The organism is Variovorax sp. OAS795, assembly GCF_040546685.1.
Classification (GTDB): Bacteria; Pseudomonadota; Gammaproteobacteria; order Burkholderiales; family Burkholderiaceae_C; genus Variovorax.
The window spans coordinates 492,941-509,166 of sequence record NZ_JBEPOH010000002.1 but is presented as its reverse complement, the minus strand read 5'-3'; the positions used below and the strand labels follow the sequence as shown (position 1 = coordinate 509,166).

General features: G+C 66.3%; 19 protein-coding genes. 10 read left to right on the top strand and 9 right to left on the bottom strand.

Annotated elements, in window-relative coordinates:
- The first annotated feature begins 13 nt into the window (after window positions 1–13).
- The 7 genes from ABID97_RS27950 to dmpG all read left to right on the top strand — a co-directional run bounded on the left by ABID97_RS27950 (window position 14) and on the right by dmpG (window position 5,351).
- Window positions 14–988, top strand: a complete 975-nt coding sequence (locus ABID97_RS27950) for a tripartite tricarboxylate transporter substrate binding protein (RefSeq protein ID WP_354402637.1) — start codon at window positions 14–16, stop codon at window positions 986–988.
- A 32-nt stretch (window positions 989–1,020) separates the two neighbouring features.
- Entirely contained in the window at window positions 1,021–1,545 is a 525-nt protein-coding gene (locus ABID97_RS27945) for a GlcG/HbpS family heme-binding protein (protein ID WP_354402635.1), read from the top strand.
- 92 nt (window positions 1,546–1,637) lie between these two features.
- Window positions 1,638–2,450 carry a 2-keto-4-pentenoate hydratase gene (gene mhpD / locus ABID97_RS27940; protein ID WP_354402633.1) on the top strand — a complete coding sequence of 271 codons (813 nt, stop codon included), beginning with the start codon at window positions 1,638–1,640 and terminating at the stop codon, window positions 2,448–2,450.
- Window positions 2,447–3,214, top strand: coding sequence for a 2-keto-4-pentenoate hydratase (locus ABID97_RS27935; RefSeq protein WP_354402631.1), 768 nt, complete (start codon window positions 2,447–2,449; stop codon window positions 3,212–3,214). Before mhpD ends, ABID97_RS27935 begins: the two co-directional genes overlap by 4 nt.
- A gap of 3 nt (window positions 3,215–3,217) precedes the next feature.
- Window positions 3,218–3,358: a hypothetical protein gene (locus ABID97_RS27930; protein WP_354402629.1), complete on the top strand. Its 141-nt coding sequence runs from the start codon at window positions 3,218–3,220 to the stop codon at window positions 3,356–3,358.
- On the top strand, window positions 3,355–4,314 hold the full coding sequence (locus ABID97_RS27925) for an acetaldehyde dehydrogenase (acetylating) (RefSeq protein WP_354402627.1): 960 nt from the start codon (window positions 3,355–3,357) through the stop codon (window positions 4,312–4,314). Before ABID97_RS27930 ends, ABID97_RS27925 begins: the two co-directional genes overlap by 4 nt.
- Window positions 4,311–5,351 carry a 4-hydroxy-2-oxovalerate aldolase gene (dmpG, locus tag ABID97_RS27920; protein WP_354402625.1) on the top strand — a complete coding sequence of 347 codons (1,041 nt, stop codon included), beginning with the start codon at window positions 4,311–4,313 and terminating at the stop codon, window positions 5,349–5,351. The genes ABID97_RS27925 and dmpG overlap by 4 nt, the downstream gene beginning before the upstream one ends.
- A 16-nt stretch (window positions 5,352–5,367) precedes the next feature.
- On the opposite strand, the gene ABID97_RS27915 is transcribed toward dmpG, so the two are convergent.
- The 4 genes from ABID97_RS27915 to ABID97_RS27900 form a co-directional block, all read right to left on the bottom strand.
- Window positions 5,368–5,598, bottom strand: coding sequence for a hypothetical protein (locus ABID97_RS27915; RefSeq protein WP_354402623.1), 231 nt, complete (start codon window positions 5,596–5,598; stop codon window positions 5,368–5,370).
- A 114-nt stretch (window positions 5,599–5,712) separates the two neighbouring features.
- Complete coding sequence (locus ABID97_RS27910; protein WP_354402621.1) at window positions 5,713–6,993, bottom strand: DUF3422 family protein; 1,281 nt, start codon at window positions 6,991–6,993, stop codon at window positions 5,713–5,715.
- A 50-nt stretch (window positions 6,994–7,043) separates the two neighbouring features.
- Window positions 7,044–7,385: a hypothetical protein gene (locus ABID97_RS27905; protein WP_354402619.1), complete on the bottom strand. Its 342-nt coding sequence runs from the start codon at window positions 7,383–7,385 to the stop codon at window positions 7,044–7,046.
- A 123-nt stretch (window positions 7,386–7,508) separates the two neighbouring features.
- Window positions 7,509–7,781 (bottom strand): DUF4242 domain-containing protein, encoded by a 273-nt coding sequence (locus tag ABID97_RS27900; RefSeq protein WP_354402617.1) that lies wholly within the window; start codon window positions 7,779–7,781, stop codon window positions 7,509–7,511.
- Between the two features lie 133 nt (window positions 7,782–7,914).
- Between ABID97_RS27900 and ABID97_RS27895 the strand changes: the two genes are divergently transcribed.
- Window positions 7,915–8,868 (top strand): AraC family transcriptional regulator, encoded by a 954-nt coding sequence (locus tag ABID97_RS27895; protein ID WP_354402615.1) that lies wholly within the window; start codon window positions 7,915–7,917, stop codon window positions 8,866–8,868.
- Here the strand turns inward: ABID97_RS27895 and ABID97_RS27890 are convergent.
- The gene (locus ABID97_RS27890) at window positions 8,865–10,529 is read right to left on the bottom strand and encodes an AMP-binding protein (RefSeq protein WP_354402613.1); all 1,665 of its coding nucleotides are present in this window, start codon (window positions 10,527–10,529) and stop codon (window positions 8,865–8,867) included. The two genes, ABID97_RS27895 and ABID97_RS27890, sit on opposite strands and share 4 nt — an antisense overlap.
- 30 nt (window positions 10,530–10,559) lie before the next feature.
- Window positions 10,560–11,150, bottom strand: coding sequence for a 2-hydroxychromene-2-carboxylate isomerase (locus tag ABID97_RS27885; protein WP_354402611.1), 591 nt, complete (start codon window positions 11,148–11,150; stop codon window positions 10,560–10,562).
- A gap of 158 nt (window positions 11,151–11,308) precedes the next feature.
- Between ABID97_RS27885 and ABID97_RS27880 the strand changes: the two genes are divergently transcribed.
- Both ABID97_RS27880 and ABID97_RS27875 read left to right on the top strand, forming a co-directional pair.
- On the top strand, window positions 11,309–12,049 hold the full coding sequence (locus ABID97_RS27880) for an SDR family oxidoreductase (protein ID WP_354402609.1): 741 nt from the start codon (window positions 11,309–11,311) through the stop codon (window positions 12,047–12,049).
- A 7-nt stretch (window positions 12,050–12,056) separates the two neighbouring features.
- Window positions 12,057–13,043 (top strand): NAD(P)H-dependent flavin oxidoreductase, encoded by a 987-nt coding sequence (locus ABID97_RS27875; RefSeq protein ID WP_354402607.1) that lies wholly within the window; start codon window positions 12,057–12,059, stop codon window positions 13,041–13,043.
- 112 nt (window positions 13,044–13,155) lie between these two features.
- Here the strand turns inward: ABID97_RS27875 and ABID97_RS27870 are convergent, their stop codons facing one another.
- From ABID97_RS27870 to ABID97_RS27860, 3 genes are read right to left on the bottom strand one after another with little or no spacing between them, the layout of a single operon-like run.
- The gene (locus tag ABID97_RS27870; RefSeq protein WP_354402605.1) at window positions 13,156–14,139 is read right to left on the bottom strand and encodes a fatty acid desaturase family protein; all 984 of its coding nucleotides are present in this window, start codon (window positions 14,137–14,139) and stop codon (window positions 13,156–13,158) included.
- Window positions 14,136–15,182 (bottom strand): alpha/beta hydrolase family protein, encoded by a 1,047-nt coding sequence (locus ABID97_RS27865; RefSeq protein WP_354402603.1) that lies wholly within the window; start codon window positions 15,180–15,182, stop codon window positions 14,136–14,138. The genes ABID97_RS27870 and ABID97_RS27865 overlap by 4 nt, the downstream gene beginning before the upstream one ends.
- A gap of 10 nt (window positions 15,183–15,192) precedes the next feature.
- A complete protein-coding gene (locus tag ABID97_RS27860) occupies window positions 15,193–16,224 on the bottom strand; it encodes a fatty acid desaturase family protein (RefSeq protein WP_354402601.1) in 1,032 nt (343 codons plus the stop codon).
- Between the last annotated feature and the right edge of the window lie 2 nt (window positions 16,225–16,226).

Here is a 16,226-nt window from a genome sequence, read left to right as displayed (position 1 = left end):
AAAGACCAGAGACATGAAACGCCGCCAACTCCTCATTGCCTCCGTGCCGGCGCTCGCTGCCGCCTTGCCGTCATGGAGCGTTGCAGAGCCCGCCTACCCGAGCGCACCGGTCAAGGTGCTGGTGGGCTTTCCGCCGGGCACGGCAACGGACGTGGCGGTGCGCGCCGTCGCGGACCAGATGGGCAGGCGCATGGGCCAGCCCTTCGTCGTGGACAACCGGCCCGGCGCCGGCAGCAACATCGCGGCCAGGGCCGTGGCCGCCGCGCCGCCCGATGGCTATACGGTGTTCGCGATCACGATCGCCAACGTGGTCAACGCCGCGTTCCCGGTCGCCAATGCGGTCGACCCGCTGAAGGACCTCACGCCGATCACGCTGATCGGGAACGTGCCCAACGTGCTGGTGGTCCACCCGTCGCTCAAGGTGTCGAGCGTGGCCGAGCTCATTGCGCTCGCCAAGGCCAGGCCGGGCGCGCTGTCCTTTGCCTCGTCGGGCGTCGGCACCTCGCCGCACCTGTCGGGCGAACTGTTCGCACGCATGGCCGGCATCACGATGGTCCATGTCCCGTACAAGGGCAGCACGCCCGCGGTGACCGACCTGCTCGGCGGCCAGGTGCAGCTCATGTTCTCGCCGGCCTCCACGGTGCTGCCGCAGGTGCGCGCGAACAAGCTGGTGGCCCTGGCCGTCACCAGCCCGCGCCGGACCTCGATTGCGCCGGAGCTGCACACGCTCGACGAACTCGGGCTCAAGGGCTTCGACACCTCCGTGTGGATGGGGCTGATGGCACCGGCGCGCACGCCCGCCAGCGTGATCGCCGCGCTGCGCACCGCCGCCCATGCGGCGCTCGACTCGAGCGAGATCCAGGCGATCTACAAGGCCCAGGCCATCGACGTCCTGAAGACCAGCGGCGATGAACTGTCCCGCTTCCTGCAGGGCGAGGGCACGCGGTGGTCGAAGTTCATCCAGCAGACGGGCATCAAGCCAGAGTGAGTACAGAAATCTTTCTTCAAAGGAACATCCACATGTCCAAGCTGCGCGCTTCCGAGTGCCGTGAATTCATCGCCGCGGTCACCGAAAAAGCCGCGGAAATGGGAGTGCCCATCTCCGTAGCCATCGTCGGGCCCGAGGGCCACCTGATCGCGCTCGAGCGCATGGACGACGCGGGCTTCATCACGCCAGACACGGCCCGCGCCAAGGCGTTCACCGTGGCCGCGTTCCGCTCCATGAGCCCGCGCTTCAGCGACGGCCTCGTCATCCAGCAGTGGTTCAAGGAACGCAACCCGCAGATGCTGGTCAACGCATCGGTCTTCACCAACGGCCAGGTGGTCGCCTCGGGTGGCTGCGCGCCGGTGTTCAAGGGCAACGAGATGGTCGGTGCCTACGGCATCAGCGGCGCGACGGGCGACCAGGACGAGGAGATCGGGCAGCATGCCCGCGCGAAAGTCGGCTGGGCCCACATGCCGGTCGACGACACGACACCCGAGAGCGTGAAGAAGCACGTGAACGAGATCTACAGCAAGGTCGGCCTGAAGGACCGCGCCCTCTGAGCCGTGCGCGGGCAGCCGAACCTGCCGCGCGCCGATCTTCTTTTCCCAACGAGCTTGCAATCTGCCCGCCGAGCGCGGGCAACGGAGAACCCATGCCTTCCCAATCCGCGTTGCTGGCCGAAGCGGCCGACGCCCTGTGGCGTGCCGCCGGCGGCCACTTCATTCCACCGTTGAGAGCCACCTATCCCGGCCTGGATGCGGCCGATGCCTACGCCATCCAGCGGATCAACACCGAGCGCAAGCTGGCCCAGGGCCGCCGCGTGGTCGGCTGCAAGATCGGCCTCACGGCACGCGCGGTGCAGGCGCAGCTGGGCGTGGACCAGCCCGATTTCGGCGTGCTGTTCGACGACATGAGCTTCGGCGATGCGGAGCCGATTCCGATGCGGCGGCTTCACCAGCCCAAGGTCGAGGCGGAGATCGCCTTCGTGCTGGGCCGCGACCTTGCCATGGGCAACCCCGGGCATGCGGATGTGATCCAGGCAGTGGACCATGTGCTGCCGGCCATCGAGGTGGTGGGCAGCCGCATCGCGGGCTGGGACATCCAGTTCGTCGACACGGTGGCGGACAACGCTTCGTCGGGCGCCTTCGTGCTGGGCGGATCGCCGCGGCTTCTCAGGGAGATCGACCTGAGGCTCTGCGGCATGGTGATGAACCGGCGCGGCGAGCCGGTGTCGTCTGGCGCCGGTGCGGCCTGCCTGGGCCACCCCATCAATGCGGTGGCCTGGCTGGCCCGCACCATGGCCGCGCTCGGCCAGCCGCTGCGCGCGGGCGACCTGGTGCTGTCGGGCGCGCTCGGCCCGATGGTGGCGGCCGCGCCCGGCGACGTGTTCGAAACCCACATCAATGGCCTCGGCAGCGTCAAGGCCGTGTTCGAAGCCGATGCCCATCCGAAGGAACTGCAATGAGCCAACTGCTTGAACTCGCGCATCGGCTGGACGATGCGGCGCGCCATGCCAGGGCCGTGCCGCAGATCGACCCGGACGGCGCGCTCTCGCTGGCCGATGCCTATGCGATCCAGTCCGCCTCCATCCAGCGCCGCGTGGCCCACGGCGAGCGCCGCGTCGGCGTGAAGATGGGCTTCACGAGCCGCGCCAAGATGCTCCAGATGGGCATCGACGACGTGATCTGGGGACGCCTGTCGAGCGGCATGCAGGTGGAGGAGGGCGCGGCGGTGAAGTTCTCGCGCTTCGTGCATCCGCGCGTCGAGCCCGAGCTGGCCTTCGTGCTGAAGAAGCCGCTGGCCAGCGACGTCACGGCGGCCGAGGCGCTCGCCGCGGTCGAGGCGGTGGCGCCGGCGCTGGAGATCATCGACTCGCGCTTTCACGACTTCAAGTTCAGCCTGCCCGACGTGATCGCGGACAACGCCTCGTCGAGCGGCTTCGTCATCGGTGCCTGGAGCGATCCGAAGAAGGACTTCGGCAACCTGGGCCTCGTGATGAGCATCGAAGGGCGCGTGGTGCAGGTCGGCTCCACCGCCGCCATCCTGGGCCATCCGCTGCGCTCGCTGGTGGCCGCGGCGCGCCTCTCGGCCGCCGCCGGCGAGCCGCTGCAGGCTGGCTGGGTGGTGATGGCGGGCGGCGCCACGCCCGCCGAGTGGATCAAGCCGGGCCAGTACATCTCGATCGAGATGCAGCGGCTTGGAACCGCCGGCTTCCACGTCGAGGAGTGAACCATGCCCATCGCCCTGATCAAGATCATCGAGGGACGCAGCCCCGACAAGACATCCCCGCGGAAGCCGCCTCCGGAATTCCCAACACACAACTCGCCGACGCAACGGCAAGCTGCTCGCCAACTGAAGGAACAACCCACGTGACAAAGAAATTGAAGGTCGCGATCATCGGTCCGGGCAACATCGGCACCGACCTGATGATCAAGGTCATGCGCAGCAGCAAGCACCTGGAGATGGGTGCGATGGTCGGCGTCGATCCGACATCCGATGGCCTGGCGCGCGCCGCGCGCCTGGGCATCGCGACCACGGCCGAAGGCATCGAAGGGCTGTTGCGGCTCGGCGTGTTCCCGGAGATCGACATCGTGTTCGATGCCACCTCGGCCGGCGCCCATGCGCACCACAACGACGTGCTGCAGGCCCATGGCGTCCAGGTCATCGACCTGACGCCCGCGGCCATCGGGCCCTATGTGATCCCCGCAATCAACCTCGAAGCCGAGAACGCGAGCAACATGAACATGGTGACCTGCGGCGGGCAGGCGACCATCCCCATGGTGGCCGCCGTCTCGCGCGTCGCCAAGGTGCACTATGCCGAGATCGTGGCATCGATCTCGAGCCGAAGCGCCGGCCCCGGCACGCGCGCCAACATCGACGAGTTCACCGAGACCACCCGGGCCGCGATCGAGAAGCTCGGCGGCGCGGAGCGCGGCAAGGCGATCATCGTGCTGAACCCGGCGGAGCCGCCGCTCATCATGCGCGACACGGTGTTCGTGCTGTCCGAAGCCGCGGACGAAGCGGCCGTGGAAGACAGCATCGCAAAGATGGTGGCAAGCGTGCAGTCCTACGTGCCGGGCTACCGCCTCAAGCAGCGCGTGCAGTTCGACCTGGTTCCCGCCGGCCGGCCGCTCAAGGTGCCCCGGCTCGGCCTGCGCCACGGGCTCAAGACCTCGGTGTACCTGGAGGTCGAAGGCGCCGCTCACTACCTGCCGACCTATGCCGGCAACCTCGACATCATGACCTCGGCCGCGCTCGCGTGCGCCGACCTCATGGCCGAGCGACGCATCGCGAGCGGCATCGCCCGCGGGCTGAAGGAATTCGCATGACCGGCGGCAAGAAGCTCTACATCAGCGACGTCACCTTGCGCGACGGCAGCCATGCCGTTCGGCACCAATACAGCATTGCCGACGTCAAGGCGATTTCCGCAGCGCTCGATGCCGCGGGCGTCGACAGCATCGAGGTCGCGCACGGCGACGGGCTCGAAGGCTCCAGCTTCAACTACGGCTTCGGGGCGCACACCGATGTCGAATGGATCGCGGCCGTCGTCGAAACGGTGAAGACCGCCAAGGTCGCGACCTTGCTGTTGCCCGGCATCGGCACCACGCACGACCTGCGCAACGCCTACGACGCTGGCGCGCGCATCGTGCGCGTTGCAACCCACTGCACCGAGGCGGATGTGTCGCGCCAGCACCTGGAATACGCGCGCGAACTCGGCATGGACCCGGTGGGCTTCCTCATGATGAGCCACATGACCACGCCGAGAAAGCTGGCCGAGCAGGCGCTCCTGATGGAAAGCTACGGGGCAAGCTGCGTCTACGTGGTCGACTCTGGCGGCGCGCTCGGCATGGACGACGTGCGGGACCGCTTCCGCGCCTTCAAGGACGTGCTGCACGCCGGAACGCAGACCGGCATCCATGCGCACCACAACCTGAGCCTGGGCGTTGCCAACTCCATCGTTGCGGTGGAAGAGGGCTGCGACCGCATCGATGCGAGCCTGGCCGGCATGGGCGCCGGTGCCGGCAACGCGCCGCTCGAAGTGTTCATCGCGGCGGCCGAACGCCAGGGCTGGCGCCACGGCACCGATCTGTACAAGCTGATGGACGCGGCCGACGACCTGGTGCGCCCGCTGCAGGACCGCCCGGTCCGGGTGGACCGCGAGACGCTGGCCCTGGGCTATGCGGGGGTCTATTCGAGCTTCCTGCGCCATGCGGAAGCGGCCGCCGGGAAGTACGGTCTGAAAACCGTCGACATCCTGGTCGAGCTCGGCGCGCGCAAGATGGTGGGCGGCCAGGAAGACATGATCGTGGACGTGGCGCTCGACCTCCTTCGCCGGTCCGGGCCGGGCCAGGCCGCACAAGGCTAGCGGGCGGCCCGGCGGTTCAGGCGCCGGCGTCGTTCTCGCGCGGCGTGCCGCGGGCCGCGCGGCGCTTCATCGTGTCCTGGCTGTCCGCTTCGGGCGCCGCGGCATCGCGGTCGGCGGCTTTCTTCATGTCGCGCTCGAGGCTCTGGACGTCGCGGTTCGCGATCGCGGGCTCCTCGCCGTTCACTGCATCGGGCGCCTTCACGCGCTGGCCGCCCGACGCGGGATCGGGGGTGGGCGATTTCTTCATCGTGTGCTCCTTGGGGTGCTGGGCGGAGGCCTCTACCTTTGGGCGCCTTGCCGGCGGCGTGGGCGCGCGGCCCGCGCATCCGCACGTCGGACAAGATCCACTGGGACGTAGACGCTAGCTGTCCGCCGACTGGTGCAGATGCCGGCGCAACCGGCGCACGTTGAGCAGCACGAGCAGGGCGATCACCGGCACGGCGACCAGCGTCACCGCGGTTTCGTGCCAGCCCATGGCCTTGGCCAGGGGCTTCAGCAGGTAGTTGCTCAGGCCCACGCCGTAGTAGGTCATGGCGATCACCGACAGGCCCTCGACGGTCTCCTGCAGGCGCAGCTGCAGGCCCTGGCGCCGGTCGAGCGAGCTGAGCAGCGCCTGGTTCTGGCGTTCGCGCTCCACCTCGGAGCGCGTCTGCAGCAGCTGCGCGGCCCGTGCGATGCGCTCCGACAGCTGCGTCTGCCGTCCCGCGGTGGCGGCGCAACTGTCGGTGGCCGGCCGAAACCGGCGCGCCATGAACTCGGACAGCGGCTGCAGGCCCTGCACCGGCGTCTCGCGCAGGTCGGCGAGGCGCTGGTTCACGATGCCGCTGTAGGCGCGCGTGGCCGCAAAGCGCGCCCCGTTCTCGGCCATCGCATGCTCGACCTGGGCGGCCAGCGTGACGAGTTCGTGCAGCAGCACTTCGTCGCCATCCGACGCATCGTGGAAGCGGGCCATCAGCGATGCCAGCTGGGTCTCTTCGGCCGCAAGCTGGCCCATCCGGCGCGTCGCCAGGGGCAGGCTGAGCAGGGCCATCATGCGGTAGGTGTCGAGCTCGATCAGCCGCTGGGCGGTGCGGCCCGCGCGCCGCCGGTTCATCGCGTGGTCGAACACGAGGAAGCGCGTCACGCCGGCGCTCGAGCGAAAGTCCGACACCACGGTCGCTGCGCCTTCGGCCACCCGGTTGCCCACCAGCGGATCGCTGCCGAAAAGCGGCGCCACCCGCCGCGCATGGGGCGGATCGCCGGGGCAGGGCAGCACGGCCAGCTGCGTCGCGGAAATCATGCGGCCGGGCAGCGAGGCAAGCCAGCCGGACGGCAGCGCATCGAGCCAGCCGGTGTCGAAAGCCCGGTCCATCGCGAGTTCGCCCAGATCGGTGAACACGGTGAAGGTGTGGAATTCGGTGTGGCGCTCCCAGCGCACGCGCAGCGCGCCGCAGCGCACCTGGCACTGGGTCGCTGCGCCCGCGCCGGACGCATCGCCGCCCAGCCGCGCCAGGTGCGCGATGCAAAGTGCGTCGTCCTGCGGTCCTTCGCGCAGCATGGCAACGGCCAATGCGGCGCCCGGCGTCGAGAGTGGCTCGAACGGGCGCGCATGGATTTCGTCGGCCAGCTGCTGGCGTCCTTCGACTTCGGTCGGTAGTTTCATTTCGGGGCTCCGGAGGGGGCATTGTCCATGCCCGCACCCGCGGAGGCCGGCTACCCGACGGGATCGGCGTCTTCGTCTTCGCCGGGCTGGCGGGGGCCGGTGCGCGGATCCGGCGCGTAGCCCTCGAGCGCCCTCACGCCGGCATGCAGTGCATCGCGCCAGCTGTCGTGGGACAGGGGGGCCGACTCGAGCTCCCTCCAGAGGTTCGCGTCATCGCATTCTTCCGTGAGCACCCAGAAGAAGTGGCCCGGATGCGGCTCGTCGACGTGGACGGCGATGCGCCGGACATGGCTGATGAGCGCTTCCTGGCAGGGCGGCGGAGTTTCACGAGGCTCGGCCAGCCCGCCGGGCTGGCCGCCGGACGCCGCTGATTTATGCAGGACACCTGCCAACTCGTTCTCCATGGGCCACGCGGAAGGACGCGTGTGGCCAACATGGCATGCATCGACGGCGCGCGGCCATGGCGTTTGGCGCTTTCAGTTGACAGTCGCTCTCCTACGCGCCGCCGCGCTCCTTTACTCAGCAGTGGCGGGATCGATCACGCTGTACACCCGGTCGATCCGGTCGGCCGGAAAGCCCCCGAGTTCCGCGTGCCGGCGCACCAGGGCTTCGTCCGCCGACTGGTAGACGCAGTAGATGCGGTCCTCGGTCACGTAGCTGTGGACCCACTGGATGTCGGGGCCCATGCTGCCCAGCACGCCGCAGGACTTCTGCGAGATGGCCTTCAGGTCCGACGGGGTGAATTTGCCGGCGCCGGGGATGTGCCGTTCGATGAGGAAATTGGGCATGGTGGACTCCTGTCTGTCTAGAATCGGTCAAAGGCGACCAGGACCCATGGTGCCGGCGCGAAGCACCCGCGTATTGCCCGCCACTCCGGACTTGTTGACCCAAACCCCGCCCTCGCTTGCCTGGGAGGTGACCATGGATGTCTTGTCGGACGTGCTGCGGACCATTCGCCTGGAGGGCGCGCTGTTCCTGAATGGAGACATGCATGCGCCGTGGTGCTTCAAGGTGCCCAAGGGCAGGGACATGGCGCAGCTTCTCAGGCCCGGCGCACAGCGGCTGGCCATCTGCCACCTGGTGCTGCAAGGCGAATGCTGGGCACAGGTCGAAGGCGGGGAGCCGCTCCGCGTCCATGCGGGCGACGTGATCGCGGTGCCGCACGGCGATTCGCATGTGCTGGGCAGCGGCCTGCAGCACGCGGCGGTGGACGTGGAACATGTGGTGAGGCCTCGCGCGCCCGAGCTGGAACGCATCCGCTATGGCGGCGACGGCGATCGGACCGTTCTGGTGTGCAGCTGGTTCGCCTATGAAGGCGATGCGCCCAACCCGCTCATGGCGAACATTCCGTCCCTTTTCACCACGCCGCTGCGCAGCAGGCCGGCGGGCCCGTGGATCGAGCAGTCCGTCAACTTCGTGCTGGGCGATGCGGCATCGCGCACGCCGGGTTCGGAAATGGTTGCCGCCAAGGTGGCCGAGGTGCTGTTCGCCGAAGTGCTGCGCGGCTACGTCGAATCCCTGCCCGCCGGCAACGCGGGCTGGCTGGCCGGGTTGCGCGACCCGCACGTGAGCCGCTGCCTCGCATTGATGCATGCCGAGCCCGCGCGCAACTGGACGGTCGATGCGCTGGCGCAGGAAACCCACATCTCCCGCAGCGTGCTGGCAGAACGCTTTGCCGAGCTGGTGGGCATGCCGCCCATGCAGTACCTGACGCACTGGCGCATGGTCCTGGCCCGCGGGATGCTGCGCAAGGAGCAGGGCAGCCTCGCGCGCATTGCCGAAGGCGTCGGCTACGAGTCGGAAGCCGCTTTCAACCGGGCCTTCAAGCGCGAGTGCGGGGTGTCGCCCGGCGCCTGGCGCAGGAACGGGGCCTAGCCGGCGACCGTGGCCGCGTGCGCCGCGCCGGCCACCGGCCGCAACTCCTTGCGCAGGATCTTTCCCACCGCCGACTTGGGCAACGCATCGATGAACGTGATGTGGCGCGGCACCTTGTAGGCCGCAAGGTGCTTGCGGCAATGCGCTTCGAGCGCTTGCGCCTGGAGCCCCGGTGCGCGGCGCACGACGAAGAGGTGGGGCGCTTCGGCCGATCGCTCGTCAGGCACGCCGATGCACGCGCATTCGAGCACGTCCGGATGCATGGCCGCCACGCCCTCGATCTCGTTCGGATAGACGTTGAATCCCGAGACCAGGATCATGTCCTTCTTGCGGTCGACGATGTACATCAGGCCTTGCGCATCCATCGTGACGATGTCGCCGGTCTTGAACCAGCCGTCGGGCGTGAAGGACCTGCGCGTTTCTTCCTCGCGGTTCCAGTAGCCCGCGAAGACCTGCGGGCCCTTGATCAGCAGTTCGCCCGGCGTGCCGAGGGGTACCGGCGCGCCCTCGTCGTCGACGATCAGCACGTCGGTGGAGGGCACGGGTGCGCCGATCGTCCCGTTGCGCCCTGGCGCATTGAAGGTGGCGCTGGGCGATGTTTCGGTGAGCCCGTAGGCCTCGGTAATGGGCGGGCCGCCCGCTGCCAGCCACTTGGTGGCGACCGCCGCCTGGATCGACGCGCCGGCACCGATGACCACGTTGCAGCGGGAGAAGTCGATGGTCGAGATCTCGGGCAGGGTCACCATGCCGTTGAACATCGTGTTGACGCCGATCAGCATGTCGAACGGAGCCCTGTGGAGTTCGGCGCAAAGCGCCTGCACGTCGCGCGGGTTCACCACCAGGCGGTTGTGGGCGCCGCTGGCAAGCGCGGTCAATGTCGTGCCGAGCGGAAAGATGTGATACAGCGGCAGCGGCGTCACGATCTCGAAGTTGTCGATGTCCAGTACCAATGACAGCCACGAACGCATCTGCAGCGTGCTGGCCAGCACGCTGCGGTGCGTCAGGCACGCGCCCTTCGAAACCCCCGTGGTGCCGCCGGTGTACTGCAGGAAGGCCAGGTCCGAGGGAAGGACCTTTTCGCTCGCAAAGTCGGCGTCCCGCAGCGCGGAGGTGGCGTCGCGCAAGCTCGCGATCCGCGGGACGCCGTCCGCCGCCTTGGCGTCCGGCGGGCCGCCCGTTGCGAACAGCGCCTGCTTCACGTCCTTCATCGGGACCGTCATGACATACCGAAGCTTAGTCTGGCCCAGCACTTCGTCGACCAGCCCCATGAACGGCTCGGCAGCGACCAGCGCGGACGCGCCCGAATCGGCCAGCTGGTACTGCAGTTCGCGCGCCGTGTAGAGCGGATTCATCGTCACGCCCACCATGCCCGCACGCAGGATGGCTGCGAGCGCCACCGGGTAGGCCAGGTTGTTGTGCAGCAGCAGGGCCACCCTGTCGCCGCGCTCGAGGCCGGCGGCCTGCAGCGATCGGGCGAGCAGCGCCGACGCGTGCTCGACCTGCGCGAAGGTCAGCGATTCTCCGGCGCAGGTGACGGCCGTTCTGGCACTGTACTGCGCGAACGCGCGTTCGAGCAGGGTGACGAGGGTTTCACTGTCGTCCAGGACGATCTCGCGGGGAAGCCCCGCGGGGTAGGAGGCATGCCAGGGGCGGTTTTCCATGAGTCTTTCCTTCGTGCGGTGGGCGGCGGCTCAGGACAGGGCTTCGCGCACGAAGTCCATGCGGTCCTGTCCGAAGAACATCTGGTCGCCGACGAAGAGCGTGGGTGCACCGAACACCCCGCGTTCGACCGCTTCCTGCGTCGTGGCCTTCAGTGCGGCCTTGGTTTCGGCTTCCTGCGACAGGCGCTCGATGTCGGCGGGATCGAATCCGCCCTCGGCCAGGATGCGGGCCGTCAGCTGCGGATCGTTCAGGTTCAGCGCATCGATCCACAGCGCCTTGAACACGCAGCCCAGCAGCTGCTGCAGCTGCTCGGGGCGGCGCAGCTGGATGCCGGTGACCGCGCGCATGAGGAACAGCGTGATCACCGGAAAGTGCGGGTTGCCCTGGAACGGAACGCCATAGCGGCGCGCGTGGCGCTCGTAGTCCATCTGCGTATAGCGTCCCTTGACGGGGATGGTGGCCGGCGAGGCGTTGCCGGTGGCCTGGTAGACGCCGCCCAGCAGCATCGGCCGGTACACGAGGTCGGCGCCGTGCGCGGCGCACAGGGCGGGCAGCTGCGTCCACGCGAGGTAGGAAGAGGGACTGCCGACATCGAAGAAAAAATCAAGCGACTTGCGCATTCAGGGCTCCTTTAATAAACGAACGTTTGATGAACGGAAGCTATGTGATTAATGCAGGCGCGTCAACGGGGTTTCACTGGACCTCTTTCTTGATTGACAAACGTACGTTCAGTGATTAACGTGCGATGACTTAACGACCGTTTCTTAAAGGAGAACGCATGGACAAACCAGCCAACCACCGCGGTGTGGCTCTCGTCGTCGGCGCCGGTGACGCCACAGGCAGCGCCATTGGCGCGCGCTTTGCCCGCGAGGGCTACGCCGCGTGCCTGACGCGGCGCTCGGCGGACAAGCTCGAACCGGCCATCGAGCGCATCCGTGCCGCCGGCGGCCAGGCGTTCGGCTACGGCAGCGATGCGCGCAAGGAGGAAGATGTCGTCGCCCTCATCGACCAGGTGGAGAAGGAACGCGGACCCATCGAGGTGATGGTGTTCAACATCGGCGCCAACGTGCCCAGCAGCATCCTGGAGGAGACCGGGCGCAAGTACATGAAGATCTGGGAGATGGCCACCTTCAGCGCGTTCCTGAATGCGCGCGAGGTCGCCCGCCGGATGGTTGCGAGAGGGCGCGGCACGATTCTCTTCACCGGTGCGACGGCCGGCATCCGCGGCTCGGCCAATTTCGCGGCCTTTGCGGGCGCCAAGCACGCGCTGCGCGCACTGGCCCAGAGCATGGCACGCGAACTCGGCCCGCGCGGCATCCATGTGGCGCACATCGTGGTCGACGGCGCGATCGACACGGAGTTCATCCGCAGCAACTTTCCGGAACGATATGCACTGAAGGAACAGGACGGCATCCTGAACCCCGAGCACATTGCGGAGAACTACTGGTACCTGCACACCCAGCCCCGGGATGCCTGGACCTTCGAGCTGGACCTGCGCCCCTACATGGAAACCTGGTGAAAGACACATGAAAACACGCATCACTGAACTCTTCGGCATCCGTCACCCGATCATCCAGGGCGGCATGCACTACGTGGGCTTCGCGGAGCTGGCCGCGGCCGTCTCCAATGCCGGCGGCCTCGGGCTCATCACGGGGCTGACGCAGCGCACACCCGAGCTGCTGGCCAAGGAAATCGCCCGCTGCCGCGAAATGACCGACCAGCCCTTCGGCGTGAACCTCACGTTCCTGCCGACCCTGTCTTCGCCGCCCTATCCCGAGTACATCGCGGCCATCGCCGAAGGGGGCGTGCGCGTCGTCGAGACGGCGGGGCGCAGTCCCGAGGCCTACATGCCCGCGCTCAAGAAGGCCGGCATCAGGGTGATCCACAAGTGCACCTCCGTGCGGCACGCGCTCAAGGCCGAGGCGATCGGTTGCGACGCCGTGAGCGTGGACGGCTTCGAATGCGGCGGGCATCCGGGCGAGGACGACATGCCGAACATGATCCTGCTGCCCCGCGCCGCCGAGGAGCTGAAGATCCCGTTCGTGGCCTCCGGCGGCATGGCCGACGCGCGCAGCCTGGTGGCGGCGCTGGCGCTGGGCGCCGAGGGCATGAACATGGGCACGCGCTTCGTCGCGACCCAGGAAGCGCCGATCCACCAGAACGTGAAGGACGCCATCGTGGCCGCCACCGAGCTGGACACGCGGCTCGTGATGCGAGGGCTGCGCAACACCGAGCGCGTGCTGACCAATTCGTCCGTGGAGCAGCTGATCAGGATCGAGAAGGAAAAGGGCGCCGACCTCAAGTTCGAAGACATCATGGACCAGGTGGCCGGCGTCTACCCGCGGGTGATGCTGGCGGGCGAGATGGATGCAGGCGCCTGGAGCTGCGGCATGGTGGTCGGCCTGATCAACGACATTCCGACGGTGCAGGAGCTGATCGACCGCATCATGGACGAAGCCGAGCAGCTGATCGTGCAGCGGCTCGCGGGGTTCCTGGAGCCTGCGCTGGTCTGAGCGGCGGACCACTGGCCGGCTCGCTGCGCCCGGTGAGCCGGTCCTATTGCGAACGGGTCGAAGACTTGTTCAGCAATTTACGACGAGCGATGCATACCCGACGCACTCGAAATCAGTTGCGGCGAGCCGTTGACTGGCTTGCCGCCGCGCTTCCGTAGCGATGATGTCCGGCAACCAGCGCAAGCCCTGCGAAAAAACGGTGTTCGGCAAGCAGGGGATTCTTGAGTGCCCACTCCGTCTTCTGCAGCCATCGGTGTACCCTTGGCAGCCTCCAACAGGGTACCCTAGGATAGAGATGGTGCTCCAGATGGTAATTAGTCCCGCCCATCAGTAAGGTGGCCCATGGAGATGAATGACTGCGCGAATTGTCGAACAGTTGGTCACCAGTGTCGGCGTGCTGCACGAACACGATGGTGGCACTGATGGCGGCGGTCGCTGCATGCGGAAGCAGCACCACGCACAATCCCAAGGTCGGATTCGTTGTGAAGAGCGTCACATAGACTCCGATCCAGAACAACTGGGCAGCCACATTGACGATCGCCAGGAACTTCAACTCCGCAAGGCTGAAGATGGTGTGGATGCCTGCTGGCAGTTCGTTCTTGATCAGCAGCCTTGCAACCAGCTTCAGATAGCCTCGGTTGTTGACGAGACGCAGTACGAGCAACCGTTGCCAAGTGCTGTTGAACTTGGAGAAAAGTTGAAAGTCTGGATCATCGACTGCGTTTGTATGCCGATGGTGACGACTGTGGATCAGGTAGAAACCCACGCCGAAGAACGCGAACACAGCCGCGCTGAACCAAGTTCCGATCAGCGCACTCGCGAGCTTGTGCCGAGCGAGCGTAAAGTGGAATCCCTCATGGGCGATGGTCCCCACCACGTAGAAGCCGAATCCGGCCGCCACTGTGAGCGCCGTCACTGGGATCAGCAACGCAGGAATGGACCAGCCCGCGTAAGCGATCATCCAATAGCTGAGTAAACCCGGTCCGAACGCGAGTCCCATGGCGTAGATTACGAAGAGCGTCATAGCCCATGCACGAGCCGGCTCGATGAAATGGGAAGGCAGTGCAGGCGGCAGCCGCTGTGCGCGCTTGTTCATGAGGTAGCTGATAAGGAAGTGAGGGGACGAGATCGATCCAGCGATTCTGTGAGAGCGCGGATCAGGTGCCCGCGTTCCGCGATACTGCTTACATGCCCACCACACAACCATCGCACAGTCGCATTTCCAGCCCAATGTTGTTGCATGCGCTCGTAAGATTGGGCAGGTACATAGTGGTCCCGCCGCGCGCCGATCAGCGTCAATCGTCGGACCGAATCGGGGAATGGCAATCGCTCGAGGCTAGTTTGCTCGAAGACATCTTCCATTTGTTGTCGAACCGGCACTTGGGAACCACTGGTTCTTTGCAACAAACTCCAATCGCATAAACGTCCAAGAAGGCCATCGAGCAGCACTGGTACTCCGCTATGCGGTGCCAAGAGCGACACAACTTGCACGGGCACCGGCGAACGCAGGCCGGCCACTGCTGCGAGGTAGCCGCCCTTGCTGATACCTCCGATGCAGATGTTGTCGAAAGATTGATCACCAAGCCATGCAAGTACGCCGCGTGCTTCCTCGATGCACGCCGCGCTCAAAACCAAGAAGTCTGAAAAATGCGACAGGGTCGCTCCGTGCTGGGCCTGCGGCTTCCGGCGCCCCATAAAAGGACTTTCCAGCAGCACTGTCGAGACCCCCAGCTTCGCAAGCGCACGCGCAATGGGGAGGCGCCCGTCGACACCCACCTCGCTCGACGTCGGCGTCAGCACCACGACTGGGCCACCCACGGCGCGGGTGGGACGCACGAAACGAAGGTAAGCAACTCGCGATTCATCCGGCAGATGCGCGTGGTGCGCAGGGGTTGTGAAACTGCCATTGCGAAACCACATGTCGCCGGCCGTCGCTGTCCAGTCGGTGTCCCATTCGATATGGGGTACAGACGGTTCTCGGGGAGACTGCCAATCGGCGTTCACGGCCGCGATGGCCTCGTGACTACCCCAACCTAGATGGAACATCGCGGGCGACCTGCGGTGGCGAAAACAGTGGTACGCGAAGTAGCACTGGTCGAGTTTTCCAAGACATCCATCAGCGACAGAGAGAAGACCCATGCAGCGCTCCTCAGCCGCCGGCTTCGCACGCCAGAGATCTACGCGATCGCTGAGCTTGACGGGCAGCGTCTGCCATGCGCCGGTTGTACCGATGCACCTCCGCGAAGGCTTGACCCAACGTGCACTCCCGGTAAGGTACGCCATGGCTTTGGCAGATGCGGCGGGTAATATTGCGAGCCTCCGACAGCCGCGTCGCAGGGAGATTGCCGAACAGGTGATGCTCGATGTGCGTATTGAGCCCGATGCATAGATGGGTCAGCAATCTGTTGGAAGGCAGATTCCGCGCGGTGACGATCTGCCGCAAGGAAGGTGGCCAGGCGCAGGCTTCCTCGCTGGTTGGCCCTCCGAGATGATTTGCAAGGAAGACGAACGCCAGGTACGCGCCCTCGACCCAGGTGAGAAGCACATAGTTGAGCAAGGAGTTTGCGATTCCGATCCAGAACGCCGGCAAGACGATCCATATGGCGGCGTGAAGGATCAGAAGTGTGAGATCGACCCATTCTGCTGCCGGCCTCCGCACGACGTGCTTCCAGCCCGCGATCTTCAGCGAGAAGCCCATCAGTGTTGAGAGGGGAATCAACAGAACGTGTTGCTTTCGGGTGCACCACGCGGCCAACCCCTTGGCAGCAATGGCGTCGGTCTCATTGAAGCTGAAGAGCGACGGACGAACGTCCGGGTCTTTGCGCGAATTGGGATGGACGTGGTGTGGGCCATGGCGACCAATCCAAGCGCTGTAGGACGCGCCGATGATCGTGCTCATAAAGAGCCGGCCAACAAACCAACTCCATTTTCTGTCGCGCGTGACAGCTCCGTGCCCCGCCTCATGCGCAATGGCCGAGGACTGCACGCCGATGTATCCGGCCAGGATGGCAACAGCCGCTCGTGCGGCCCACGCATCGGCAGAGAGGAATGCAATCCAGACGCAAGCGGTGACGATGAGCACCCACAGGCCGCGCACCCAGTAGCCCGCGTCGTCATTTCTGAACACTCCTGCCTCGCGGAGTTCAGTTCGCAGTCGAGTAGTGAACGCGGCGACTTCCATTG

What these genes read in the sequence shown, in the direction of transcription:
- ABID97_RS27950 (WP_354402637.1), top strand. Translation starts at nt 14, where the DNA reads ATGAAACGCCGCCAACTCCTCATTGCCTCCGTGCCGGCGCTCGCTGCC.
- ABID97_RS27945 (WP_354402635.1), top strand. Translation starts at nt 1,021, where the DNA reads ATGTCCAAGCTGCGCGCTTCCGAGTGCCGTGAATTCATCGCCGCGGTC.
- mhpD (WP_354402633.1), top strand. Translation starts at nt 1,638, where the DNA reads ATGCCTTCCCAATCCGCGTTGCTGGCCGAAGCGGCCGACGCCCTGTGG.
- ABID97_RS27935 (WP_354402631.1), top strand. Translation starts at nt 2,447, where the DNA reads ATGAGCCAACTGCTTGAACTCGCGCATCGGCTGGACGATGCGGCGCGC.
- ABID97_RS27930 (WP_354402629.1), top strand. Translation starts at nt 3,218, where the DNA reads ATGCCCATCGCCCTGATCAAGATCATCGAGGGACGCAGCCCCGACAAG.
- dmpG (WP_354402625.1), top strand. Translation starts at nt 4,311, where the DNA reads ATGACCGGCGGCAAGAAGCTCTACATCAGCGACGTCACCTTGCGCGAC.
- ABID97_RS27915 (WP_354402623.1), bottom strand. Translation starts at nt 5,598, where the DNA reads ATGAAGAAATCGCCCACCCCCGATCCCGCGTCGGGCGGCCAGCGCGTG.
- ABID97_RS27910 (WP_354402621.1), bottom strand. Translation starts at nt 6,993, where the DNA reads ATGAAACTACCGACCGAAGTCGAAGGACGCCAGCAGCTGGCCGACGAA.
- ABID97_RS27900 (WP_354402617.1), bottom strand. Translation starts at nt 7,781, where the DNA reads ATGCCCAATTTCCTCATCGAACGGCACATCCCCGGCGCCGGCAAATTC.
- ABID97_RS27895 (WP_354402615.1), top strand. Translation starts at nt 7,915, where the DNA reads ATGGATGTCTTGTCGGACGTGCTGCGGACCATTCGCCTGGAGGGCGCG.
- ABID97_RS27890 (WP_354402613.1), bottom strand. Translation starts at nt 10,529, where the DNA reads ATGGAAAACCGCCCCTGGCATGCCTCCTACCCCGCGGGGCTTCCCCGC.
- ABID97_RS27885 (WP_354402611.1), bottom strand. Translation starts at nt 11,150, where the DNA reads ATGCGCAAGTCGCTTGATTTTTTCTTCGATGTCGGCAGTCCCTCTTCC.
- ABID97_RS27880 (WP_354402609.1), top strand. Translation starts at nt 11,309, where the DNA reads ATGGACAAACCAGCCAACCACCGCGGTGTGGCTCTCGTCGTCGGCGCC.
- ABID97_RS27875 (WP_354402607.1), top strand. Translation starts at nt 12,057, where the DNA reads ATGAAAACACGCATCACTGAACTCTTCGGCATCCGTCACCCGATCATC.
- ABID97_RS27870 (WP_354402605.1), bottom strand. Translation starts at nt 14,139, where the DNA reads ATGAACAAGCGCGCACAGCGGCTGCCGCCTGCACTGCCTTCCCATTTC.
- ABID97_RS27865 (WP_354402603.1), bottom strand. Translation starts at nt 15,182, where the DNA reads ATGGGTCTTCTCTCTGTCGCTGATGGATGTCTTGGAAAACTCGACCAG.
- ABID97_RS27860 (WP_354402601.1), bottom strand. Translation starts at nt 16,224, where the DNA reads ATGGAAGTCGCCGCGTTCACTACTCGACTGCGAACTGAACTCCGCGAG.